This window comes from Pseudomonas sp. Ost2 (assembly GCF_018326065.1).
GTDB lineage: Bacteria > Pseudomonadota > Gammaproteobacteria > Pseudomonadales > Pseudomonadaceae > Aquipseudomonas > Aquipseudomonas gingeri.
On the sequence record NZ_AP021904.1, the window covers coordinates 3,786,527 to 3,808,275 of the forward strand.

The 21,749-nt window shown below is 64.4% G+C and carries 16 protein-coding genes; 3 read left to right on the forward strand and 13 right to left on the reverse strand.

Annotation, left to right across the window (positions count from 1 at the left end; genetic code table 11):
- Positions 1 to 31 precede the first annotated feature (31 nt).
- The 3 genes from KI243_RS16570 to KI243_RS16580 are packed head-to-tail and all read left to right on the forward strand — an operon-like array spanning position 32 to position 4,012.
- Positions 32 to 1,564, forward strand: coding sequence for an MFS transporter (locus tag KI243_RS16570; RefSeq protein WP_177082651.1), 1,533 nt, complete (start codon positions 32 to 34; stop codon positions 1,562 to 1,564).
- On the forward strand, positions 1,561 to 2,589 hold the full coding sequence (locus tag KI243_RS16575; protein ID WP_042936476.1) for an HlyD family secretion protein: 1,029 nt from the start codon (positions 1,561 to 1,563) through the stop codon (positions 2,587 to 2,589). Before KI243_RS16570 ends, KI243_RS16575 begins: the two co-directional genes overlap by 4 nt.
- Before the next feature lies 1 nt (position 2,590).
- The gene (locus tag KI243_RS16580; protein WP_212809363.1) at positions 2,591 to 4,012 is read left to right on the forward strand and encodes an efflux transporter outer membrane subunit; all 1,422 of its coding nucleotides are present in this window, start codon (positions 2,591 to 2,593) and stop codon (positions 4,010 to 4,012) included.
- A 260-nt stretch (positions 4,013 to 4,272) separates the two neighbouring features.
- Here the strand turns inward: KI243_RS16580 and KI243_RS16585 are convergent, their stop codons facing one another.
- The 13 genes from KI243_RS16585 to KI243_RS16645 all read right to left on the reverse strand — a co-directional run bounded on the left by KI243_RS16585 (position 4,273) and on the right by KI243_RS16645 (position 21,740).
- Positions 4,273 to 4,791, reverse strand: a complete 519-nt coding sequence (locus KI243_RS16585; protein WP_177109725.1) for a GNAT family N-acetyltransferase — start codon at positions 4,789 to 4,791, stop codon at positions 4,273 to 4,275.
- A gap of 177 nt (positions 4,792 to 4,968) precedes the next feature.
- Positions 4,969 to 6,339: an exopolysaccharide Pel transporter PelG gene (pelG, locus tag KI243_RS16590; protein WP_017128481.1), complete on the reverse strand. Its 1,371-nt coding sequence runs from the start codon at positions 6,337 to 6,339 to the stop codon at positions 4,969 to 4,971.
- Positions 6,340 to 7,872, reverse strand: a complete 1,533-nt coding sequence (pelF, locus tag KI243_RS16595; protein WP_212809366.1) for a GT4 family glycosyltransferase PelF — start codon at positions 7,870 to 7,872, stop codon at positions 6,340 to 6,342.
- Entirely contained in the window at positions 7,869 to 8,858 is a 990-nt protein-coding gene (locus tag KI243_RS16600) for a HEAT repeat domain-containing protein (protein ID WP_212809367.1), read from the reverse strand. Before KI243_RS16600 ends, pelF begins: the two co-directional genes overlap by 4 nt.
- Entirely contained in the window at positions 8,836 to 10,206 is a 1,371-nt protein-coding gene (locus tag KI243_RS16605; protein ID WP_212809369.1) for a PelD GGDEF domain-containing protein, read from the reverse strand. The genes KI243_RS16600 and KI243_RS16605 overlap by 23 nt, the downstream gene beginning before the upstream one ends.
- 5 nt (positions 10,207 to 10,211) lie before the next feature.
- On the reverse strand, positions 10,212 to 10,733 hold the full coding sequence (locus tag KI243_RS16610; RefSeq protein WP_177082660.1) for a penicillin-binding protein activator LpoB: 522 nt from the start codon (positions 10,731 to 10,733) through the stop codon (positions 10,212 to 10,214).
- A gap of 28 nt (positions 10,734 to 10,761) precedes the next feature.
- Positions 10,762 to 14,352, reverse strand: a complete 3,591-nt coding sequence (locus tag KI243_RS16615) for a tetratricopeptide repeat protein (RefSeq protein ID WP_212809371.1) — start codon at positions 14,350 to 14,352, stop codon at positions 10,762 to 10,764.
- Positions 14,330 to 17,149 carry a bifunctional glycoside hydrolase 114/ polysaccharide deacetylase family protein gene (locus KI243_RS16620; protein ID WP_212809373.1) on the reverse strand — a complete coding sequence of 940 codons (2,820 nt, stop codon included), beginning with the start codon at positions 17,147 to 17,149 and terminating at the stop codon, positions 14,330 to 14,332. Before KI243_RS16620 ends, KI243_RS16615 begins: the two co-directional genes overlap by 23 nt.
- 80 nt (positions 17,150 to 17,229) lie before the next feature.
- On the reverse strand, positions 17,230 to 18,162 hold the full coding sequence (locus KI243_RS16625; protein WP_212809375.1) for an NAD-dependent epimerase/dehydratase family protein: 933 nt from the start codon (positions 18,160 to 18,162) through the stop codon (positions 17,230 to 17,232).
- A gap of 436 nt (positions 18,163 to 18,598) precedes the next feature.
- Positions 18,599 to 19,576 carry a LysR family transcriptional regulator gene (locus KI243_RS16630; RefSeq protein WP_042936567.1) on the reverse strand — a complete coding sequence of 326 codons (978 nt, stop codon included), beginning with the start codon at positions 19,574 to 19,576 and terminating at the stop codon, positions 18,599 to 18,601.
- 57 nt (positions 19,577 to 19,633) lie between these two features.
- Positions 19,634 to 20,587, reverse strand: coding sequence for a peptidylprolyl isomerase (locus KI243_RS16635; RefSeq protein ID WP_212809377.1), 954 nt, complete (start codon positions 20,585 to 20,587; stop codon positions 19,634 to 19,636).
- Positions 20,584 to 21,072: a YbjN domain-containing protein gene (locus tag KI243_RS16640; protein WP_042936570.1), complete on the reverse strand. Its 489-nt coding sequence runs from the start codon at positions 21,070 to 21,072 to the stop codon at positions 20,584 to 20,586. Before KI243_RS16640 ends, KI243_RS16635 begins: the two co-directional genes overlap by 4 nt.
- Positions 21,073 to 21,092: 20 nt before the next feature.
- Positions 21,093 to 21,740, reverse strand: a complete 648-nt coding sequence (locus KI243_RS16645) for a DNA repair protein (RefSeq protein ID WP_212809379.1) — start codon at positions 21,738 to 21,740, stop codon at positions 21,093 to 21,095.
- Positions 21,741 to 21,749 lie beyond the last annotated feature (9 nt).

A 21,749-nucleotide genomic window follows, 5' to 3' on the forward strand; every position in this document is an offset into this window, starting at 1 on the left:
CACGCAACCGCCTCTCACAGGATTTGCGTGCATGGTGTCCCCCCTTCCCCCGCCACCCGCGGCAGTACCGTTCGACCGGCGCCTGATCATCGGGCTGGTGGGCGTACTGATTGCGGCCTTGACCTCGGGTATCAACGATCGGGTCACCGAACTCGCCCTCGCGGATGTGCTGGGCGTGTTCGGCATCGGCCATGACGAGGGCACATGGATCAGCGCATTGTATGCAGCCGCGGAGGTCTCGGCGATGCTGATCGCACCCTGGCTGGCAGTGACCTTTTCCCTGCGGCGCTTCGCCATGGCCATGACCCTGGCCTTCAGCTTCTTCGGTGTGCTGTGCCCGCTGGCGCCCAACCTCGACGTGCTGTTGCTGCTGCGGGTGTTGCAAGGCCTGGCGGGCGGCGCCCTGCCGCCGCTGCTGATGACCGTGGCCCTGCGATTCCTGCCGTGGCACTACAAGTTGTACGGGCTGTCGGCCTACGCGATGACCGCGACCTTCGGCCCGAATATCTCCCTGCCCCTGGCCGCCGCCTGGACCGAAAACCTCGACTGGCGCCTGGTGTTCTGGCAGATCGCCCCCTTCGGTCTGCTCGCCACCGCCTTTATCGCCTACGGCATTCCGCAGGACCCGCTGCGCCTGGAGCGTTTCAGGCAGGCCGATTGGCGTGGCGCGTTGCTCGGCTGCGGTGGCCTGACGATGCTGGTGATCGGCCTGATGCAGGGTGAACGCCTGGACTGGCTGGAGTCGCCACTGATCTGCCTGCTGCTGGGCGGAGCGGCCATCTGCCTGCCGCTGTTCCTGCTCAATGAGTGGTTCCATCCGCTGCCGCTGTTCAAGGTGCAACTGCTCGAGCGCCGCAACTTCGCCTATGGCATCGCTACCCTGGCACTGTTCGTGATGGTGTCGATGTCGGGGGTCGCGCTGCCCGCCAACTACCTGGGCCACATCCAGGATTATCGCGCCGCCCAGACCATGCCCCTGGCGCTGCTGATCGCCCTGCCGCAACTGCTGCTGGCACCGCTGGTGGCAACCGTGATCAACCGCAACTGGGTCGACTCGCGCTACGTGATCGCCTGTGGCCTGGTCCTGATGACACTCGCCTGTCTCGGGGGCTCGTACCTGACCAGCGCCTGGGTACGCGAGGATTTCTATGGGCTGCAACTGTTGCAGACCTTCGGCCAGCCGATGATCGTCGTCCCCCTGCTGATGACCGCCACCGGGGTGATCCAGCCCATGGAAGGTCCCTTCGCCTCGGCCATGGTCAATTCGATTCGCGGCCTGGCCTCGGTGATCGGCGCGGTACTGCTGGAAAACTTCATCACCGCCCGCCAGCACCGGCACTCCAATGTCCTGGTGGACCAGTGGGCCTCCAGCCAGCAGGCCCTGGCCCCGCTGCTGGAAGAACAACCGATCGCGGCCATGGCCGGCCGCCTGCGTGAACAAGCCTTCATCTTGAGCTTCAGCGATGCCTTCCTGGCAATCATCGGGCTGATCGCGATCCTGGCGATTCTCCTGCTGACCCTGCCGACCCGGCCCTTCCCACCTCAACCACCGAAAATGCCATGAAACCCAGACTCTCTCTCAGCCTGGTCGGGGGCGCCGTGCTCCTGGCCGTGGTGTATACCGGCTATCACCTGTTCCACAGCGATGGTGCACAAAGCACCGACGACGCCCGTGTCAGCGCCGACTCGGTGCTGATCGCCCCGCAAATCGCCGGGGTGGTGAGCAAGGTGGCGGTGGCCGACAACCAACCGGTCAAGGCCGGCCAGTTGCTCCTGGAAATCGACGCCCGCGATTACCAGGCCGCCCAGGCTGCCGCCATCGCCGCGGTCAACGCCGCCCAGGCCCAGGTGAAGAACCTCGCCGCGGAACTGGAGCGCCAGGCCACGCTGATCACCCAGGCCGACGCGACCCTGCGCTCGACGGCGGCGTCCCTGCGCTTTGCCGAGGCCAATGCGCAGCGTTACCGCAACCTCTCCAGTGCTGGCGCGGGAACCCGTGAAGAACAGCAAAAGGCCGACGCCGATCTGGCCCGCTGGCAAGCGGCGCGCGACCATGACGCGGCGGCCACGCTGGAACAGCAGAAGAACCGGGAGGTGCTCAAGGCTCGCCTGGAAATGGCCGAGGCGGCGGTGCAGCAGGCGCATGCGACACTGGTCCAGGCCGATCTGAATGTCTCCTACACCCATGTGGTCGCTCCCCGCGACGGACTGATCGGCCAGCGCAGCGTCCGGGTCGGGGCCTATGTCGCCCCGGGCAAGGCGGTGATGGCCGTGGTCCCGGTCAGCGACGCCTATGTCGTCGCCAACTTCCGCGAGACCCAGTTGGCCCATATGCGCCCCGACCAGGCGGTGGACATCAGTATCGACAGTTTCCCCGACCGCACCTATCGCGGCCATATCGACAGTCTGGCCCCGGCCACCGGGCTGAGCTTTTCCGCGATTGCCCCGGACAACGCCACCGGCAACTTCACCAAGGTGGTGCAACGGATCCCGGTGAAAATCGTCTTCGACCACGACCAGTCGGGCCTGGACGACTTGCGCGTGGGCATGTCGGTGATCGCCCGGGTCATCACTGAGGGGAGCCGATAGCATGCGTGGCTATTTTTGCCTGCTGGCCTTCGCCGGGCTCGGCGCCTGCAGTGTCGGCCCGGACTTCACCACGCCCCGTGCCGAACTGCCCGACGCCTGGAGCGTCGCGCCGCAGGACGTACGCAGCAATGCGGCGGCCCAGGCCATCGACGTGAACTGGTGGCGGCAGTTCGACGACCCGCTGCTGTCAGAGTTGGTCGAACGCTCTGCGCGCGCCAACTTCGATGTGCGCACCGCCAATGAGCGCCTGCTGCAAAGCCGCGCGGCCCGGCAAGTCGCCGGTGGCGAACAGTTGCCCGGTGTCTCCGCTTCCGGCAGTTACCAGCGTGAACGCAACAGCGCCACCGGCCTGCTGGATGCGTCGAACAACAATGGTCGGTCGCCCTTCGATCTGTGGACCCTGGGCCTGGAGGCCAGTTGGGAAGTCGATCTGTGGGGCCATGTGCGGCGCGGCCTGGAAAGCGCCGATGCGGCGGTCGACCTCAGCCAGGCCCAGCGCAACGGCGTGTTGCTCAGCGTCGCCGCCGAGACCGCCGACGACTACCTGCGCCTGCGCGGCACCCAGGCACGCCTGGAGGTCGCCCGGCAGAACCTCGATATCGCCCGGCAAAGCCGCGACCTGACCCAGACCCGCTACGACAACGGTGTCACCACCCGGCTCGACACCGCCAACGCCGCCGCCCAGGTCGCCGATATCGAAGCCCGCCTGCCCCTGCTGGAAGCGCAACAGGCCCGGCTGATCAATGCCCTGAGCTACCTGCTCGGCGAACAACCGCGCAGCCTCAGCGCACGACTGTCGCCGGCGGCAGCGATTCCGCTGCCACCGACCCGGGTACCGGTCGGCCTACCCTCGGAACTGGCGCAACGCCGCCCGGACATCCAGCAGGCCGAAGCCACCCTGCACCGGGCCACCGCCGCCATCGGCGTGGCAAAGGCCGACTTCTATCCGCGGGTCAGCCTCGGCGGCAGTTTCGGCTTCCAGACCCTGGAAGGTTCGGACATCGGCAGTTGGGGCTCACGACAGTGGAACTTCGGCCCCAGCCTCTACCTGCCGATCTTCCAGGGCGGTCGCCTGACCGGGACCCTCGAACTGCGTGAACACCAGCAGCAGGAAGCGGCGCTGAACTACCAGCGCACGGTGCTCGGGGCCTGGCACGAAGTGGACAATGCCCTGACCGACTACAGCGCCGAACAGCGCCATCATGCCTCGCTGGAGGAAGCCGTGAGGCAGAACCGCATCGCCCTGGACAGCGCCCGGCAACGCTACAAGGAAGGCGCCATCGACTTTATCAATGTGCTCGGGGTACAGCGCGCGTTGATCGCCACCCAGAGCGCCCTGGCCGACAGTTCGACCAAGGTGTCGACCGATCTGGTGCAGTTGTACAAGGCTCTCGGTGGTGGCTGGCCGCAGACGGTGTTGTGACAGCAGGTTTTTGTCGGCACGGGTTTGTGTGAAAGAGCGCTTGTATGGGAATGGCCCTGTGTGGGAGCGGGTCACTGTGACGATGGATTACTGTGGGATTGGATCATTGTGGGAGCGGGCTTGCCCGCGAAGGCGTCCTCAAGAGCGCTGAAAAGCTTCGCGGGCAAGCCCGCTCCCACATAGAACCTCTTCTACATAAAACCTCTTCTACATGAAACCTGTCCAACATGTCCCTCACCTACTCCCACAGAGGTTGTCTATCAACCCCGCCGGCGCAAGCGCGCCATATTCAGGGTGTCCACCAATCGGCCGTCGCGAATCGCGTAGTCACGCATCACGCCTTCGTCCTCGAAGCCGAACTTGCGGTACAGGCCCTGGGCCGCTGCGTTATCGGCATACACGCAGAGCTCGACGCGCTGCAGGTTCATCCAGTTGTCCGCCACCTCCAGCACCGCTGCCAGCAGTTGCGAACCGACGCCCTTGCCCTGCCAGGCGGTGGCAACGCCCATCGCGACGGTGCCGGCATGGCTACGTCGCACGCGGGCGTATTGCTCCAGCGAGCAACTGCCGATCACCACGCCCTCATGCAACGCCACCAGCGAAAGCAGGCGTTCGTTGTCCTGACGCTGGATCAGGCGCTGACGCCAGACCTCGACGGACTGGAACGGCATCTGCAGCACCTGGCGGCAAACGGCGGGCTCGTTGTAGAGCGCGGTGATGCCTTCGAGATGGGCTTCACGAAAACGCTCGATCACGATGGAGGGGGTGTCGGCAGGCATCGTTTTTTCATCCATAAAAACAACAAGGCCAGCCAGTGTAGAGGGATTGGCGACAGGCTGGCAAAGCCTGCACCCAGGATTGCGGGATCGTTCCCACGCTCTGCGTCACAAGAACGGACGCAGAGCGTCCAGGGAGGCGTTCCCACGCTGGCGCGTGGGAACGATCAGACAGGGCAATCAGCGTGACAGCATGAAAGTCTCGTATTCCAGGTCATCCAGCGCGGTCGACAACCGCGCCAGCCCCAGCAGTACGCAAACCAGCAGCGAAAAGGTGAAGCCGTAGCCGAAGAAACTCGGGCCCAGGTACAGGCTGAGCAGGGTCAACGCCGCGTTGAGCGCCACGAACAACAGGCACAGTTCCAGCACGATCGCCCGTTTGTCGAGGTAGAAAAACACGTTGAGGATCGCCATGAACACCACCTGGATGCTCACGCCGATCAGGTCGATATAGAACAGCGGCAGGTAGTAGCTCGACATCCCCAGCCATTCCAGCAGGCGTGGACCGAAGAGAAACAGCAGGACCACGGTCAGGCCCTGGACCTTGCAGATTTCCAGCAGGCCCTGGCGGATCGAGAAGGTCATCTCGGCCTTCAGCGAGCCGATATGCTGCAGGGTCTCGCCGTCGCGTACCGCACGGAACAGGCGGTCGTACCATTCGGCAAAGTCGGTTTCGATCCGGACCAGGAACACCGCCATGCCGGGAATGATCGCCAGGTAGGCGAGGAAGATCGGCAAGTCGTAGAGAATCGAGGCGCGCATCGGCCCGATCACCTGGCTCGACGTTTCCGGGTTGAACCAGAAGATGAACTTGTCGATCCAGATCCCCAGGTTGTAGCAGAGCCCGGTAAGCAGCAGGCTGACAAACACCTGGCGCCGGTCGAGGAAGTCGAAGGCCACCAGTTTCTCGGCCCGGTATTCGCGCAGGATATCGTAGAGAAACAGGAACAGCAGCGTACTGTGGCCCAGCAACAGCGCCAGCAGCAGCCCTTCCATGCCCATGTAGCGCAGGAAGAACGCACTGCCGACCATCAGCGCATAGCCCACCAGCATCACCAGCAGGATGCGGTTATAGGCCTTCATCCCGGAAAGGAAGATGATCACCAGCCAGAGGTTGCACAGCACGACGAAATTGGCCAGGGTCAACAGCCGGTAAACCAGCGGCTGGTCGAACAGCGTGGTCAGCAGGATGATGCCCAGCAGCCCGGAACCCAGGGTCACCAGCAACAGCACCCCCACCAGGTTCGGCAGGATCTGTTCGTACCTGCGTTCGAACAGGCGGTCGGAGACGAAGCGGGTGAAGAACAGCTGCAAACCGCCGGTGAGGATCAGCGACGTTGCCATCAGATAGGTCACGGTGATCAGGAACTGACGGATCAGCACTTCCGGGACCACCAGGCCGAGGCTGATGATCCCCACCAGCATCACGCTCAGAATCGACAGGACCCAGGGCCCGGAACTGATCAGGCCTGCATAGACATAGGCGTGCAGCGTCGCCGTGTAGGAGTCGCGCGAGAGAATCTTGCGCAGTTCGAAACCGATGCCGGCCATTTATCCGATCTCCCTTTGTGCCGTGCCCATGGCCGTCTGATAAAGCGTGCGATAACGGTCGATCATCAAGGTCTCGCTGTAGTAACGATGGACCCGCAACAGGCCCGCCGCCTGGGCGGACTTCCAGCGTTCGGGGCTGCGCAGCAGGTCGATGATCGCCTGGGATGTGGCCTGCGGATCGGCGATGGCCACCACCTCCCCGGCCAGGCCGAGATCGCGGTCGGCCGCTTCGCCGCCCTCGATCAGCTCGCGGCAGGAACCGACGTCGCTGCTGACCACCGGGGTGCCGGCGGCCCAGGCTTCGAGGATCACCAGGGGCTGCGCCTCGCTGATGGAGGTCAACACCATCAGGCCCAGTTGCGGCAGGATCTCCTGGATCTTCTGGAAACCGAGGAACAGCACCTTTTTCTCCAGCCCCAGGCTCGCCACCAGGCTGCGACATTCGGCGACGTACTCGGGGTCTTCCTCTTCCGGCCCGACGATCCAGCCCTCGACCTGGGGCATGACGCTGACCACTCCGCGCATGGCCCGCAGGAAAGTCTTCACATCCTTGATCGGCACCACACGACCGATCAGGCCGACCACCGGCGCGATCCCCTCGGCCCGCGCATTGAGGGCCTGGGTCCAGAGTTCCAGGTTGATCCCGTTGGGAATCACCCGGGTTCGCTCGACCGGCGCACCATCCTTGATCTGCCGTTGGCGGTTGCCGTCGTACAGGGCAATGATCTGGTCGGCACTCTCGTACACCAGATGGCCGATGCGTTCGAAGAAACGTACCCAGAGCATGCGGATATAGCCGGAGCCCGCGTCCATGCTGTCGTTGAGCGCCTGGTTGCTGCTCTCGGCGATCCAGCTGGCCTGGGCCAGGTCGATCTTGCGCTCCTTGGTGTAGATACCATGCTCGCTGAGCAGGAACTGGCAGCCCCACAACTGCTTGAGGATGCAGCCCACCAGCCCGGCATAGCCGGTGGAAATCGAATGCAGCACCCGCGCCCGCGGCATCCGCCGGGCGGCGTCGGCCAGCATCAGCAGCGGCGACTGCATGGTTCGCAGGGTCCAGAAGTAGTTGACGAAGGACGGATCGGCGCAATGCTGCTCGTAGCCTTCGGTCAGCGCCTCCCAACTGGGGCGACTGTAGAGCACGTCGTCCAGGGTGATCCTGCCCTGGGCCAGGGCATCGAGCACGCCAAAACCCAGCTCGGCCGCGGGCTTCTCCGGATTGTGCAGGTAGCGGTAGAGGTTGCTCAGTTCCTCGAGGGAAGCGGTGTGGGCGATACGCTTGTGCTTGGGGTTGCGCCAGGCTTCCTCCAGGTACACCTCTTCGATATGCACCACGTTGGGCGGAATCTCGTAGCGGCGCTGGCCGTAGGCCTCGCGCTGGCCGCCGATGAACAGTACGGAAAAGGTCAGTTGCGGCAGCCCGAGGATCATCTGGTGGATCCAGCCGGACACACCGCCGCGCACATAGGGCCAGGTGCCTTCGAGCAACAGGCAGACATCGGCCATGGGGATCGGCTCAACGGGCTTTTTCATGTCCAGGTCCTTACCAGCCCGGCAAAGGGCGGACGTTGTTGCATCTCCCGCGGCAGGCTTTTCAGCAGTCCGGGAATCTCGGCATAGCGCCCGGTCTCAAAGGCGATTTCGGCACGGAACGGGATGACCTTGGCCGGGTCCATCCCCGCTTCCTGGGCCTGGTGCATATGCAGCCGCGCCTTGCCGATATCGCCGCGCTCCAGGGCGATGCGCCCCGCCAGCAACAGCAGCTCGCCACCCTCGCCCGCTTTCAGCGCCAGTTCGGCATGCTCCCCCGCCTGGCCGAGCACGTGCTGCTGGACACTGCCCTGGGCCAGGCCCAGGTAGGCCAGTTCCCAGTACCAGCGGGCCAATGTGCCGTGCAAGGCACCGGCCTTCTGCGCCGAGGCACCGGCCAACTGTTCCAGGGAAGACTGGATCCGCTGGTTGATATCGCTTTCCTGCTTGTCCAGCATCGAGTAAGCCAACAGGCGCACGTCATCGCTCGGATCGCCCAGGGCCAGCTTGAGAATCGGCACCGCCTCCTTGCCCGGCATGCGCCGGGTGGCGAGCAATGCCGCCAGGCGCTGGTCCGGGTCGGGAGCATGACGCAGCACATCCTGCAGGCCGCTGTCGCCAAAGGTCGGCGAGTGCAACTGGGTCTGCGCACGAAACGGCAGGTCGGGAATCCCCACTGCCTGCCACATCTGCGTTTCGCGCTTGCGGGGCAGGTACAGCGCCGGAAAGATCGCCGCGATCACCCCGACAGCGCCGATCAACGGCACAAAGAACGCCAGGCTGAAAATGAACAGCGGGCTCCACGGCAACGGCCTGCGATAGCGCGCCGGCAACAACAGCCACACCGCCGCCGTCAGCAGGCCGCAGGCGATGCCGTGGGTCATTGCGTACAGGAGCGCGATCTGCAGGTCGGGCAGCTGTGCCGTCAGACTGGCCCAGCTCCCCGCCTCGAAAAACAGCGCCCCGCTAAACAGCCACTTGCTGAACATTCAGGCCACACTCGTTATGCAGGAAGTTGCGCAAGCCGTCCCGTTGCCGGGCCGACTCCAGATCGTAAGGCAGCACGTTCACCCCCAGGCCGGCGAGGTCGACGGTCATGCCGAAATGCTCGTGGATCAGCTTGCCCAGACGGGCCATATAGCCTTCGGCGCCCTCGGCACTGGTCAGCGGCAGCAGCACCAGCAACAGCGCATGCCCGCGGTCGTTGACCAGGGTCAGGTGCAGGTCGAGACCACGCTGGCTGCGCTCGAACAACCGGGCCAGTTCATCGTTGGGCTGGGTCAGCTCGAACGCATAGAGGCAGCCGGACAGACCATGGCGCTCGACATCCACCAGCGAGCGCTTGAGCTGGCGGGTGAAGTGCTGGGCGTCGGCACTCTCCAGTTGCAGGACCTGCGGATCGTAATGCAGCAAGTCGGCGATATGCCCGGCGAGCAAGGCCAGCAGGCTGAGGGTGCGCTCCTGGAAGGCAAAGAACGGCATCTGGCGCACGGCGAGAATCGCCAGCATCCGGCCGTGGGTATCCACCAGCGGTATACAGGCCTGCAATGACGACACCGCGGCCTGGCCGCCGGCATCGATCAGCTCTTCACGCACGCTCACCAGTTCCTCGCGTTCGAGGCACAGGCGCACCAGCAGGTCCTTGCTGTCCAGCGGGCCCATGGTCCCGGTGGCCGCCAGCAGGGTCAGCACCGGCGCGGTGCCGCGCGCCTGCTCCACCCGGTACAGCCCGGCCACCCGCAGCGAGCCGTACTGGCCGAGCAGGGTCAGTACCGGCTCGGCCAGCAGGATCAGCGAGTCATCGCCATTGGGCGCCGCGCGCAAGCGGTCCCGCAGGCCCAGCAGCGAACTGCGCAGGCTCTGGTCGCTACCGGCCAGACGCTGCTCCAGGCGATCGTGGGACACCCGCAGGATCTGGTGTGCCCGGGTGAAGTCGTCGAGCCGGTACTGGCGATACTCGTTGGCCATCTGCAAGCGCAGCAGCCGCCGTTCCCACAGGTCGCGCACTTCGCCCACGAGCATGCCGCAGACCAGCACCCCGACAATGTAGGACGGCGCAACCTGCGCATAGCCTTCCAGCCCCGCCTGGCGCAGGACGAAGAATGCCGCCACCAGCAGGCTGGCGCTGATCAGGCCACGGACAAAACCGTAGCGCACACCCAGCAACAGCGGTGCCAGCACCGACCAGGGAAATTCACCCTGTACCTGCAGCGGGTCCTCCGGCGTCAACCAGAGACCGAAGCCGATGACCAGCGCGGTCACCAGGAAGGTTTCCAGCCATGACGCCGGACCGCTGGCGCGGGGCGCCAGTACGTAGTCCATGTGGGGAGAGTTCATCGCAGTCACTCGATCCGCAGGCCGCCGACAAGTTTGTCGAGGACCTTCTGAGCCGCGCCGGCCAGGCTTTCGCGGGACCAGCCGGCACGGGCACCGCTGTTGCTCCAGAGCACCTTGCCGGTGCCGGCCTCGACCACCCGCAGGCTGATGCCCACCGCCGGTTCGCCATCCAGGCCATTCTTGTACTGCCACTCCTCGACGCTGCCGGAGACCACGTAGTCGAGCTTCTGCTCACGGGCCCAGTCCATCGCCCCGGCCAGGCGCTCGTTGTCGTCGAGCAACGCCTGTTCGCCCTGCCCCGGCGCGCCGGCATAGACCTGCGGTTGCAGGCCACGGCTGCTCAGCACGCTGAGCAGGATCTGCTCACTGCGCTCGCCGGCCTGGGGCGTCTGCGAATAGTTGACCAGCGGCAACACGCCCCACCGGGCCTTGCTGGACAATTGCGGGCTGCTTTGACCGGTAAAGCTGCTGCAGCCGGCCATCAATACCGCGACCATCGCCAGACTCACGCAACGAATGGATTGCATAAGGTTAACTCCTCTTTGAATTCCATGATCAGCGTCCGAAACGCACGCTGTAACTGACACCTGCGGTACCGCCGGACTTGCCCGTGCCACCTTCCGGCGCCGACTGGTAGCCGAAGGTCACTGCCAATTCGTCATCTCCCAGCACCTCGGTACCGACCCCGGTACTGATGGCATAGTTGATCGTGTTGTCGGTCCACTGCCAGCCCGAGCTGACATCCACCAGCCAGGTGTACTGCCCGCGTGTGCGGTTCAGTGCCCCCGGGAAACCCCGTCGCCACGAGCTGCCGAAGAACAGCTGGCCGTAGCGTTTCTGCAGCAGGGTCTGGCTGGTGATCTCGCTCGGGTCGTCGAGCTCGACCCCGACCAGGTCGATCGCGCCGCCCAGGGTATTGGCCAGGTTGGGCAACGAGCGGTTGTTCAGGCTGTTCTGCTGATAGTCGATACCGCTGCGCAGTTCCCAGTTCGGCCCCTCGAACTGCAAGGTGTGATCGAACTCGATCTTCAGCGCCTGGCCGTTGCCCAGGTCATCGCCGCCGCGAGTCGAGAACGAGCGCTGGGCCAGGCTCCACGACAGCTGGTCACGAGCCGAGTAGCGATGCCGCCCGCCCACCCAGACGTCGTCCTGGCGACCGAAGGCGCGCATCAGCCCGGTGTCCTCGTTCTTGCGGTGCCAGTCGGCGCCGACATCCAGTTCGTTGCCGCTGTCCACCTGCCAGGTGCGGCTGACCCCGAGGCCGTTGCGGTCATCGTCCTTGCGCAGGCTGCTGTCGAAGATCAGCTTGTAGTTGCCATTCTCCAGTTGCCGCTGCAAGGTCAGCTCGGTATTGGTCTCGCTGCCCAGGCGTGATGAGTCCAGGGTATCGCCACTGTATTGGCCCTGCTCCAGCACTAGCTTGGCGTACCAGTTGTCGTTCAGGTAGCGCGCGGTGGTCAGGCGCGGACCGTTGAACACCAGTCCGCCATAGTCCTGCCGCTGCCACGAGAACAGCATGCCCTGCGGGGTTCGCTCGGTCATCTCGATGGCCTGGCGACGCAGTTGCTCGCGGATCGCCGGCGGCTGCTCGTCACCCAGCGCCGACAAGCCCACGGCCAGCGCTTCTGCGCCACGACCAAGACTGTTAAGAGCCTCGACCTGCTGCGCCGGATCGAGGTCGCCGCTGGCCACCAGGCGTTCCAGGGCCTGGCGATTGCTGCCGCGCAAGGCTTCCTGGATCTGCTCGTAACTGTTGATCTTCAGGCCACGGCTGCGGGCCCAGGCCAACCAGTCGTCCTTCTGAGCCGACTGGTTGATATCATCCAGCCGCGCCAGCAACTGATCGAACCACAGTTGCAGCATCGGCTTGGAGCCGTCCAGCCATTGCATCGCCTTGTTCTGCGCCTTGCGCGACGAGTAGCTGCTGGCCAGCAGGCGCAACCAGGTCGAGTAGCCCTGCGGCGTCGCGCGAATCAGCTCCGGCGTCACCTCACGATTGAGCTTGAGCCGCAGGCGCTGGGCCGAATCGGCGTAGCCGGCACCTTCCAGGGCATCGGCGTAGGCCGCCTGGACCATCCAGTCCTGGGGGTTGGCCTGCAGGTACAGGCGGTACCAGGCCAGGGCCTCGCTGTTGCGCCCGACCAACTGGCTGGCGGCGGCAAACGGCAGCCACAGGGTGCTGTCACTGCGCGCCAGGGCTCGCCATTGCTGCAGCAGCGGCTTGATCTCACGGGTGCGACCGAGGTCGACATACAGCCACATCAGGCGTTCGCGGAACGTGTTGTCATCCGGGAAACGGCTCAACCCCAGGCGATACAGACGCAGCGCCTCGTCGGTCTGCCCCTGCTGCACCGCCAGCGCGCCACGGGCGGCCAGCACCTGGGAACGATCGGAGGCATCCGGGTACGCTTCGGCCTCCTTGAGCAGGTCGATCACCAGCGGCCAGTCCTGCAGCTCCTGGGCCAGTTGCAAGGCTGCCACCAGGCGCTGCGGGTTGTGACCCTGGCGCCAGCTGTCGACCGTCAACTGCAGGGCCTTGCGTGGATCGCGGGTACGATAGAGGGCAATCAGCTCGCTCTCGTCGCCGAGATTGAGCGAGCCTTTGATCGCCAGCATCTTCTCCAGCGCGACCCGCAGTTCTTCGTCCAATTCCAGGTCCCAGGCCAGCGCGGCGCGGGACTGCCAATAATTGATATCGTTGATCTTGTTGCCATCGACCGCGGTGATCACCTTCCAGGCCGACTGGCTGTCGAACAGCTTGAGGTGGTTGTTGGCCCAGTCCACGCGCTCGGTGCTGCTCAACGGATAACGCTTGGCAAAGTTGTTCCAGACCTGCAGGCGCTCCGGGTACTGCTCGGTGTTTTCCAGGTTCTGCAACAGGCGGACCCAGGCCAGGCGGTGTTTCGGGTACTTGGCGACATAGCCGCGCAGCCACTTTTCCGCCTGCTCGGGCGTACCCCGCGATTCCTCGGCATAGACCAGGGCATCGAGCTCGACATCGGTCAAGGCGCGCTTGTGCATGATCCCCGCCAGGACAGGAATACCCCGGTCGAAGTCGTAGGTCTGCATCGCCAGGCGCCAGGTGTGTTCGAACTCGGCCGGGTTGTCGCGCAGCTTGCTGAGGCTGATCCAGTAGCCCAGGGCCGATGCCGAATCGCCCTGCCATTCGGCGATATGCGCCATCTGCTCCAGCAGCAGCGGGTCTTCAGGACGCTGTTCGAGCAGTTGCAAGCCCACGGTGTGGGCGCCCTCGAGGTCGCCGAACGCCAGGCGCTGCTTGAATTCCTTGGCCAGGATTTCCGGGCTGTCGGGCTGCAACTTGCGCCATGCGGTAAAGAACTGTTCGGCCAGGTCGACGCGGTTGTGGGCCACTGCCACATCGACGCCCTGGTCAAGCAGGACCGGATTGAAATCGCTCTCGGGATGCGCCAGCAATTCCTTGCCCAGCAATTCGGCGGCCTGATCGCCACGGTCCGCCGCCACCAGGCCCTTGAAGGCTTCCTCGAGGAACTGCCGGCGCTCTTCCGGTTTCTGGCTACCCTCCAGCAATTGCACATAGAGATCGGCAGCCCGGCCTGGCTGCTCGCTGGCCAGGTACCATTTCCCCGCTTCGGCCAGCCATTTGTCGCGTTGCTTGGGATCGCGCCGGGCCAGTTCGACATAGGCATCGGCCGCCAGGCCCGGGGCCTGGGCACTCAGGGCCAGCGCGGGCAGACGCTCGAGTTGCGGTGTCGGCAATGGCTTGTAGTCAAAGGCCTTGAAGCGCGCGGCCAGGGCCTGCAACGCGGCGCTGTCGGTGCTGTTGTTCAGGGCCAGGGCATCGAGCTGCAAGCGGTAATAGTTCTTCAGCGTCGGATCGGCCTGCGGCCAGTCGAGCAGATGTTTTTCCGCCCGCGGGTAATCGCCCAGCTGGATCAGCAGGTCGAGCAACTGGGTGCGCAATTCGCTGTTTTCCGGATGCGCCGCCAACAGCACCTCGGCATAGCTGGCCGATACCTCGTCCGGCTGGCCGCCCTTGGGACGGAATGCGTCCTCGTTGCGGAAGGTCGCCCACAGCAACACGCCGACAGCGATCGCCACCAGTAGCAGCGCCCAGGGATTGAGCAGCCGCGCGCTTTTGGCCTTAGTTGCAGAGGAGTTGGGCATCACTCACCTGCTTCATTGGAAGTTGGAAATGCCACAGGCCCTGTTCGGACTTGCCGACGTAGCGCTGGCCCTGGACTTCGACCCGGCAGGTACTGGCCGAGCGCACCGAAAACTCCAGGTTGAACTCACCGGCGAAGGAGAACGTCACCTGTCGCTCATTGACATAACGCCAGTCCCGCAACGGAATATTCGCCAGCTCCAGCGCCGGACGTGGGTCACGCTCAGGTCGCAGGGCCAACAGCGGATGGTCGCTGCTCAGCGCCACATAACGGCCCTGTGGCAGATCGCGGACACCGGCCACACCCTGGGAGCGAGCGAGGTCCGGCCAACCGAGCGCAGGATCCAGGCGCAGGGTACGCAAGCCATCCAGGCCACGAACCTGCCAGTCGCCATTGACGGTGCGGGCCAGGCTGGCCTGGTACAGGCCGTGGACCCGATCCAGGTAATCGCTCATCCACAACGACAGCGGTTGCTGGCCGCGCATGAACTGGTAGATATCGGTCATGGCCTTGATCGAGGCCTGCTTGGTGCCCGAATAGAAGTGGTAGTACAGGTGGATACCGCGCAGGCGCCGTGGGCTGTCGGTCAGCTCGAAGGTGTCGATCACATCGCGGAAACCGTAGTACGGGCCCTTCCACAGGTTGGTGTACATATTCTCGTTGATCACCGGCGCGTAGTACTGCAAGCCGCCTTCGGTGGGACGCAGCAACGGATAGAGGCCGGTCAGCGACGGATTGGCCCTGGTCAGGATGGTCTGCCCGCCATTGACGTTCTTCAGCCCGGCGTCGTAGGCCATCTTGATGGTCTCGGCGCTCGGCAACGCATCGCCCGGCCAGAAGATCATCTTCACCGGCTTCTTCGCGGTGGTCAGGCGGCTGTTGATGTAGTCCCGTGAGCCGAAGATCTCGCGCTTGTAGTCGAGGGTCTTGTAGCCCGGGATATTCAGGCGCAGGCCGTATTCGGCGTGGAAGTCCTCGTCCTGCCTGGCCTTGTCCGGCTGCATGTAGAACGGATGGCTGTAGGTGTGGCTGGCGACCTCGACCTTGGGATCGGCAAAGATCTCCTGGGCGATCGGCTCCAGCTCCTTGGCCAGGAACGGCGACATGCCCTTGGGCCCGACCTCGCCTTCGATGATCGACACCGACGTCAGGAACGGGTTGGGACGAATATAGTCGTCCAGCACCTGGCGTCCGGAATACGGTGTACCACGGACTTCGGCGTGGGACGGGAAACCGTCGCCGTCGATATGCACCGTGGCGATCCGCCGGCCGTTCTCGGTGGTGGTGTCCGGGCGCGGCTGGACCGGCAGGCGCAGGGCTTTCTGGATAAAGGCGAACGGATCGAGAATCCAGCGGGTACGTTCGACGTTGGCTTCCACGACATAAGGTGCCAGGGCCATGCCGCCCCAGTTGCCGGTGACCACCGGAGCGAACTTGCCGCCCTTGTCGTCGCCCAGCAGCAAGGCCGGTTTCGGTCCGTCGGGCAGCAGCGTCACCCGGGTCAGTTCACGGCTGCGCGCCACTACCGGCGCCTCGAAGGCGCCGATCAGCGCCTTGTCCTGGCTCAGCACATGCAGCCCATCGCGAGCCCCCGGCGCCGACAGGTTCAGGCCCAGGCGCTTGAGCAGCGCGCGATCCTCGATCGGCAGGCCGGCCATGATCGCCAGGGGCACCTGCTCGTCCAGGCGCTTGCCGATCCAGCTATAAAAGGCGCGGCTGTCCTGGGGCGGACCGCTGGTCATCCACACCACCACTCCGGCGTACAGGCCGGCGAAGCCGTAGGACGGCAGGCTGTCGTCGACCGGCAGGTAATCCACCCGATAACCAAGGTACTCCAGCAGGCCGCCGAGCATCCGGTGCCCGGCGTGGTCGTAGAGTTCGCCTTCGCGGGGGTCGTAGAGCATGGCGATGCGACGCGGCTGTACTTCCACGCTGCTCAGGCTCAGGGCATTGAGCTCCGGCGTGGTGACCACCGGGATAAAACCTTCCTGGCTCAACTGGCGCACCAGCTTGCGTGCTTCTTCGCGACGGTTGGGCGGCAGGTAGTCGATGGCCACCAGCGGGATATTGCGTGCACGCAGCGGCTTGAGTTCGCCCTCCAGCCAGTTGCGGTCGGATTCGGACACCGGCCGATAGCGCTTGGCCGCGGCATCCCAGCCGGCATGGATCGATTCGACGGCGACGGCCGCGGCCACGCCATCCAGTTCACCCAGCACTTCGAAACCCCGGTTGAAGAACAGCTTCAGGTCCGGCTGACGGCTGTGCAGTTCCCGCAGAAAGGATGCCAGCGCCTTGCGTTGCGGTTCGCGGCTGGCTTCAGGGAGCAGTTGGAAACTGTCGAGGGTATCGAGGAACAGGCCGGCATAGCCCTGCTCCTGCAAGGCCTTGGCGCGCTTGAACAGGTGCTCGCGCCAGGCTGGCGTGGCGATGTCCATGACCTGGCTGTCCCAGGCCTTGTTGCGGGTGCTGCTTGCGCCCTGGCTCAGGGCTTCCTTGTCCAGGGCCGCACGGTCGCCGTCGAACTCGCCCACCGACAGGTAGGCAAACGGCTGGCTGCCGAGTTTACGCAAGGTGGCGACATCACCGCTGCTCATATGGCCGGGTTCGACCACGGCCCATTCGAACTGCGCCAGTTCCTCGAGCGGTGGCTGCTCGGCGTACCAGAACCCGACGCTGGCAGGCGCCGGCGGTGCGGCCTGTACGACCGAATGGGTCGCACACAATGCCAGCGCGGTGAACAGCCGCCGTACGGCTTTACAGATACGGCAGACACGCGCCCTGCGAAACTCGATTTCCATAACTTACTCTTCAGTAGATCAATCCGCACAACATCAGACTACCGACACCCCGCGAACGGGGCGCCTGCAAGGCGATAGAACTAGAGACTGCGGTAAAGTCGCGCCAGACCTTCGGCCATGGCGGTCGGCGTGCCCAGGTCGAAACGCTCGCACAGGCGGCGGTTGTCGGCCCTGGAATGGCGAATGTCCCCGGAGCGGGCAGGCGCATGGCTCACCGTCAACGGCTTGCCGGCGATCTGCTCCAGGGCGGCAATCAGATCATTGAGGGTGGTTACCCCACTGAGGCCGACGTTGGTGGCATCCGGAGTCGGCTGCGGGCGTTCGAGGCCCTGGACCAGGATCTTCACCAGGTCTTCGACATAGACGAAATCGCGGGTCTGTCCGCCATCGCCGAAGACGGTGATGGGCTGCGCGTTTTTTGCCCGCTCGCTGAAAATGCTGATCACCCCGGAGTACGGCGACGACGGGTCCTGGCGGGGGCCGAAGATATTGAAGAAGCGCAGGATCACCGGCTCCAGGCCATGCTGGCGCCGATAGAAATCCAGGTAGTACTCGCTGGCGAGCTTATCCGCCGCATAGGGTGTCAGGGGGGATTTGGCCGTGTCTTCCCCGATCGGCGTGCCCTCCCCGTTGTTGCCGTACACCGCGGCACTGGAGGCAAACACCACCCGACGGATACCGGCGGCGATCATCGCCTCGCACACCCGCAGGGTGCCGATGAAATTGCTCTGATGGGTGCGTACCGGGTCTTCGACCGAGGCCTGCACCGAAGCGACGGCGGCCAGGTGCACCACCGCGCTGCAACCCTGCATGGCTTCAGCCAGAGTGGCGGCATCGGCGACATCGCCGACCACCAGCTTGAGGGAGGCATTGTCCATCGGCAGGTTGCTCACCTTGCCGGTGGAGAGATCGTCCAGGACCCGAACGGCATGCCCCTTGGCCAGCAGCGCATCCACAAGATGCGAACCAATGAAGCCAGCGCCCCCAGTTACCAGTATCCGTTCGGCAGACATAGATCATCCCAAAAGAAAAAACACCGCAATCCCAGCGTTTGAAGCTAGCACTCCCGGGGAATAAGGCATGGCAATAAGCCGCAATCACTGACCTTCCCTGTAGTACCCACCCTCCTTCACAGGCTGTACCGCCTTTTCATGGAGAGTCTTCAGAACGCTGGCGTCAAAAAAACATGAGTAAAATCAAGCAATCAACGAAGACATAGTGTGATATTGCGGAGCCAGCGTCAACAATATGTCGAGATTTATGAAATTTCCGGCGAGACTCATGAATAAGCCAATATTTTGGCTGACGAGACCGAAATCGGCAAGGATGAGCGGGCAAGACGGATGCAGTCCGTGACTGCACGGAGTCAGGAAAGCGGACGCGGAGTGTCCTGGGAGGTATTCCCACGCGGGCGCTCAGACGCCTCGACGTGGGAACGATCGGCGGGTGCTACTCAAACCACTCTCGCCGTTCCTTGAAGGTGTGCAGGATCAGCTCGACAATCATCTGCACCTCCTCCCGGCCCCCGGCTTCGCGCTGGATGGCCAGCCAGGCGCGGCGCTGCATGCTCTCGTCGAACAAGCCGGGCAGCGCCGCCAGCCCGCGGTCGAAGCGGGTGATGTAACGCGGCAGCAGGCCGATACAGGCGCTGCAACGGATCATCTCCAGCATCAGTTCGTAGGAATGCACTTGCACCACCCCCGCCAGGCGCTGTTCGACCAGGCTGTTCCACGGCTGGAAACCCTCGATCTGCCGGTCGTGCTGCCATTGCACGAGCATGTAGTCCTTCAGGTCGTCCAGGGAGTCCGGGCGCACCGCTACCCGCGAGTAACGCTTGGCGATATGCGGCAGATAGTCCAGTCGCGCCAGGGGCCGTGGTTCGCTGATGTCGAAGCTCGGTCCCGGCCACGGTGAATCGACGCCCGCCAGCCAGACCACCACGTCGGCGCTCAGGGCCTGCAAGGACAAGGCGCTGTCCACCGGGATGATTTCCAGCCGCACACTGGCATTGCGCCGCAGCAGACCGATCAGGTCACGGCCCAGGATGTCGTGCAGGATCGATTCGGCAATCGCCAGGCGCACCAGCGGTTGTTCCACGATCGGCAGGCGCCGTTCATGGGCCAGGGCAATCAGTTGCGCCTGCAACTGCTGGCCTTCGCGACTGAGAATCAGCGCGCTGCCCTGGTACACGAACAGCGGACGACCGAGCTGCTCTTCGAGCAAGCCCAACTGTTTGCGCAACTGGGTCGATTTGATATTCAGGCTGCGCGCCGCCTGCATGAAGCAGCCGCAACGGGCGCTGGCCAGGAAGAACTGCGCGGTTTCCGCTTCGATCCGTTCGGCCAGCGTCAACCATGAGTCGCGAGGTTCGGTCGCGCCGTGGTACTCCATGACGCCCATGCGCTGGGCGGATTCATTCAATGACATCATTCAGACTCCCTGTCGGCGCCTGACGGCGCCCAACCATCCATTGGCAGTTTCTTGTCAGCGTTTCTCTTCCAGCACCTGATTGAGGACCGCGCCGTCGATGCTCAGGGTCGCGGTATTGAACATGCCCTCCAGGTACGCCTTGGCAATCTGTTCCTGGCGCTGGCTGCGCAAGGCGTCACGCAGGCGGTCGCGCAGTTCGTCGAGGGTCGCCGTACGCAACGGCTGCAACTCGGTGAGCTTGACGATATGGAAACCCGCCGGGCTCTGCACCGGGTCCGCCACCGCGCCAACCTTCAGCCGCGACAACGCCCCGCGTATTTCCGGCACCAGTTGCTGCAAAGGCTGCAGGCCCGAGTCGCCGCCACGCCTGGCGGTATCGCGGTCCTGGGAATACTGGGTCGCCAACGCGGCAAATTCGGCCGGTGCGGCCTGGGCGCGACGACTCAGGTCAACGGCCTGCTTGCGCACGCTTTCCAGCGACTGCGGGTCGGGCACTGCCAGGAAGATCTGGCTGACCCGATACAAGGGCGGCGTCTGCCAGGCCGATTTGCCGCTCTCGTAGGCCTGCTGCAATTCCTCGTCGCTCGGATAGTCCGCCGGCACCTGGCTGACCGACGCCAGGTAATTGCGAAAGACGATCTGTTCGGTAGCGGCGCGGGTCTGCTGTTCGATCTTCGGACGCTGGCGCCAGCCCTGGGCATCGGCCTGTTCGAGCACCGCCTTCTCGGCCAGGCGACTACGGATCCAGCTCTCCAGCGCTGCACGATTACCCCGCAGTTGCTCACGCGATTCCGGCGGCAGGGTCGCGAACAGCGCCTTCAGTTCCTCGGGCGCCACTTGCTGGTTACCCAGGCGCGCGACGGCCGGGCCACTCGCCGCCAGCTGCACGACGGAGGGCGTCGGCTGTACCGCCGCCACCGGATCGTTACCCGGGCGCATGGCCAGGGCGACCGCCCCGACCAGCACGGCCAGCGCACCCGCGCCGGCCAACAGGTTGCTTTTTTTCACAGGGCCGCCTCCTCCTCGTGTGCCGCCGGTTCAACCGAAGCTTGCGGTTGTGCCTGCAACTGCGCGGCATGCTGGCTGTACTCGCGCAGGTAGACGATGAACTCCTGCAGCAGGCGATCCCATAGTTCCAGGTTGCCACGCAGGTAGTTCACGCTGACACCCGCGGCCACCACCACGTCCATCTCCATCACCAGGAACTCGCCCTGCACGGACAAGCGGGCAAAACGCCGCGACGCGTTCCACAGTTCCGCCAGTCCGGCCGGCAGCTCACCCTGGACCCGCAGCGCGCAGCTGTAGGTGAAGTCGACATAGTTGCCCTCTTGTGCCGCCAGGTTACCGAAACGCACGGCGTAGCCGATGCCCTGGCTGGCACTGAGCAGTTGCACGATACCGTTCTGGTCGGTGCGGTTGACGCGGTAGCCGGCGCCTTGCAGCAGCTCGGTCAGGCTGTCCGGGGTGACGTGTTCGATCAGTTGTTCGCTCATGAAATGTGCTTCCTTGTCGATCATTGATTGAGAGATGCGTGGCTCGCATCGAACTGGTTCTTGTAGAGGTCATCGCCGAAGGCCTGGGCCATTTCCTCGAACTTGACCCGGGCGCTGCCGGCGAAGGGCTGGCGGATTTTCATCACCTCGGCCACGTCGATTTTTTCGTAGGCGGCGAGGATCTCCTTGGCGATCCCGTACATCTGTTGATTCTTGGCCGAACATTGCTGCACTTGTGTGTCACGCTCGCTCAGTTGTCCCTGTAATCGGGCGCGCTCGGCCTCCTTGGCCTTGGCCATCACCAGCAGGTCGTCATAGGCCTTCTTGAACTTGCCCAACTGCTCGTTGGCGGCCACCGAAAAGGCCTGGGCCTGGCTTTGCAGGGCCTGTTGCTGGCCGACCAGCTGTTCGCTCAGGCCCTTGGCCTTGGCCAGTTCGGCGGTCAACTGCTTGATTTGCGCCTGGGCCGCCTTGGCCTGGTTTTCCGCGGCCAGCCGCGCGGCGCTGGCCTGGGCCTGTTCGCTTTGCAGCGCCTGCAATTGCTGGGTGGTGCTGCGCAACTGGGTGCGCAGGCGCTCTTCCATGCCTTCGGCACTGGCGCCGTTGGCCAGTGCCACGCCGACCGCCAGCAACAACGTCGACCAGCGCACCTGGGCTCGCATGTTCATGGGACCTCC

Bases quoted from the DNA above. Each gene is read 5' to 3' on its own strand.
- KI243_RS16570 (WP_177082651.1), top strand. From the start codon at position 32: ATGGTGTCCCCCCTTCCCCCGCCACCCGCGGCAGTACCGTTCGACCGG.
- KI243_RS16575 (WP_042936476.1), top strand. From the start codon at position 1,561: ATGAAACCCAGACTCTCTCTCAGCCTGGTCGGGGGCGCCGTGCTCCTG.
- KI243_RS16580 (WP_212809363.1), top strand. From the start codon at position 2,591: ATGCGTGGCTATTTTTGCCTGCTGGCCTTCGCCGGGCTCGGCGCCTGC.
- KI243_RS16585 (WP_177109725.1), bottom strand. From the start codon at position 4,791: ATGCCTGCCGACACCCCCTCCATCGTGATCGAGCGTTTTCGTGAAGCC.
- pelG (WP_017128481.1), bottom strand. From the start codon at position 6,339: ATGGCCGGCATCGGTTTCGAACTGCGCAAGATTCTCTCGCGCGACTCC.
- pelF (WP_212809366.1), bottom strand. From the start codon at position 7,872: ATGAAAAAGCCCGTTGAGCCGATCCCCATGGCCGATGTCTGCCTGTTG.
- KI243_RS16600 (WP_212809367.1), bottom strand. From the start codon at position 8,858: ATGTTCAGCAAGTGGCTGTTTAGCGGGGCGCTGTTTTTCGAGGCGGGG.
- KI243_RS16605 (WP_212809369.1), bottom strand. From the start codon at position 10,206: ATGAACTCTCCCCACATGGACTACGTACTGGCGCCCCGCGCCAGCGGT.
- KI243_RS16610 (WP_177082660.1), bottom strand. From the start codon at position 10,733: ATGCAATCCATTCGTTGCGTGAGTCTGGCGATGGTCGCGGTATTGATG.
- KI243_RS16615 (WP_212809371.1), bottom strand. From the start codon at position 14,352: ATGCCCAACTCCTCTGCAACTAAGGCCAAAAGCGCGCGGCTGCTCAAT.
- KI243_RS16620 (WP_212809373.1), bottom strand. From the start codon at position 17,149: ATGGAAATCGAGTTTCGCAGGGCGCGTGTCTGCCGTATCTGTAAAGCC.
- KI243_RS16625 (WP_212809375.1), bottom strand. From the start codon at position 18,162: ATGTCTGCCGAACGGATACTGGTAACTGGGGGCGCTGGCTTCATTGGT.
- KI243_RS16630 (WP_042936567.1), bottom strand. From the start codon at position 19,576: ATGTCATTGAATGAATCCGCCCAGCGCATGGGCGTCATGGAGTACCAC.
- KI243_RS16640 (WP_042936570.1), bottom strand. From the start codon at position 21,072: ATGAGCGAACAACTGATCGAACACGTCACCCCGGACAGCCTGACCGAG.
- KI243_RS16645 (WP_212809379.1), bottom strand. From the start codon at position 21,740: ATGAACATGCGAGCCCAGGTGCGCTGGTCGACGTTGTTGCTGGCGGTC.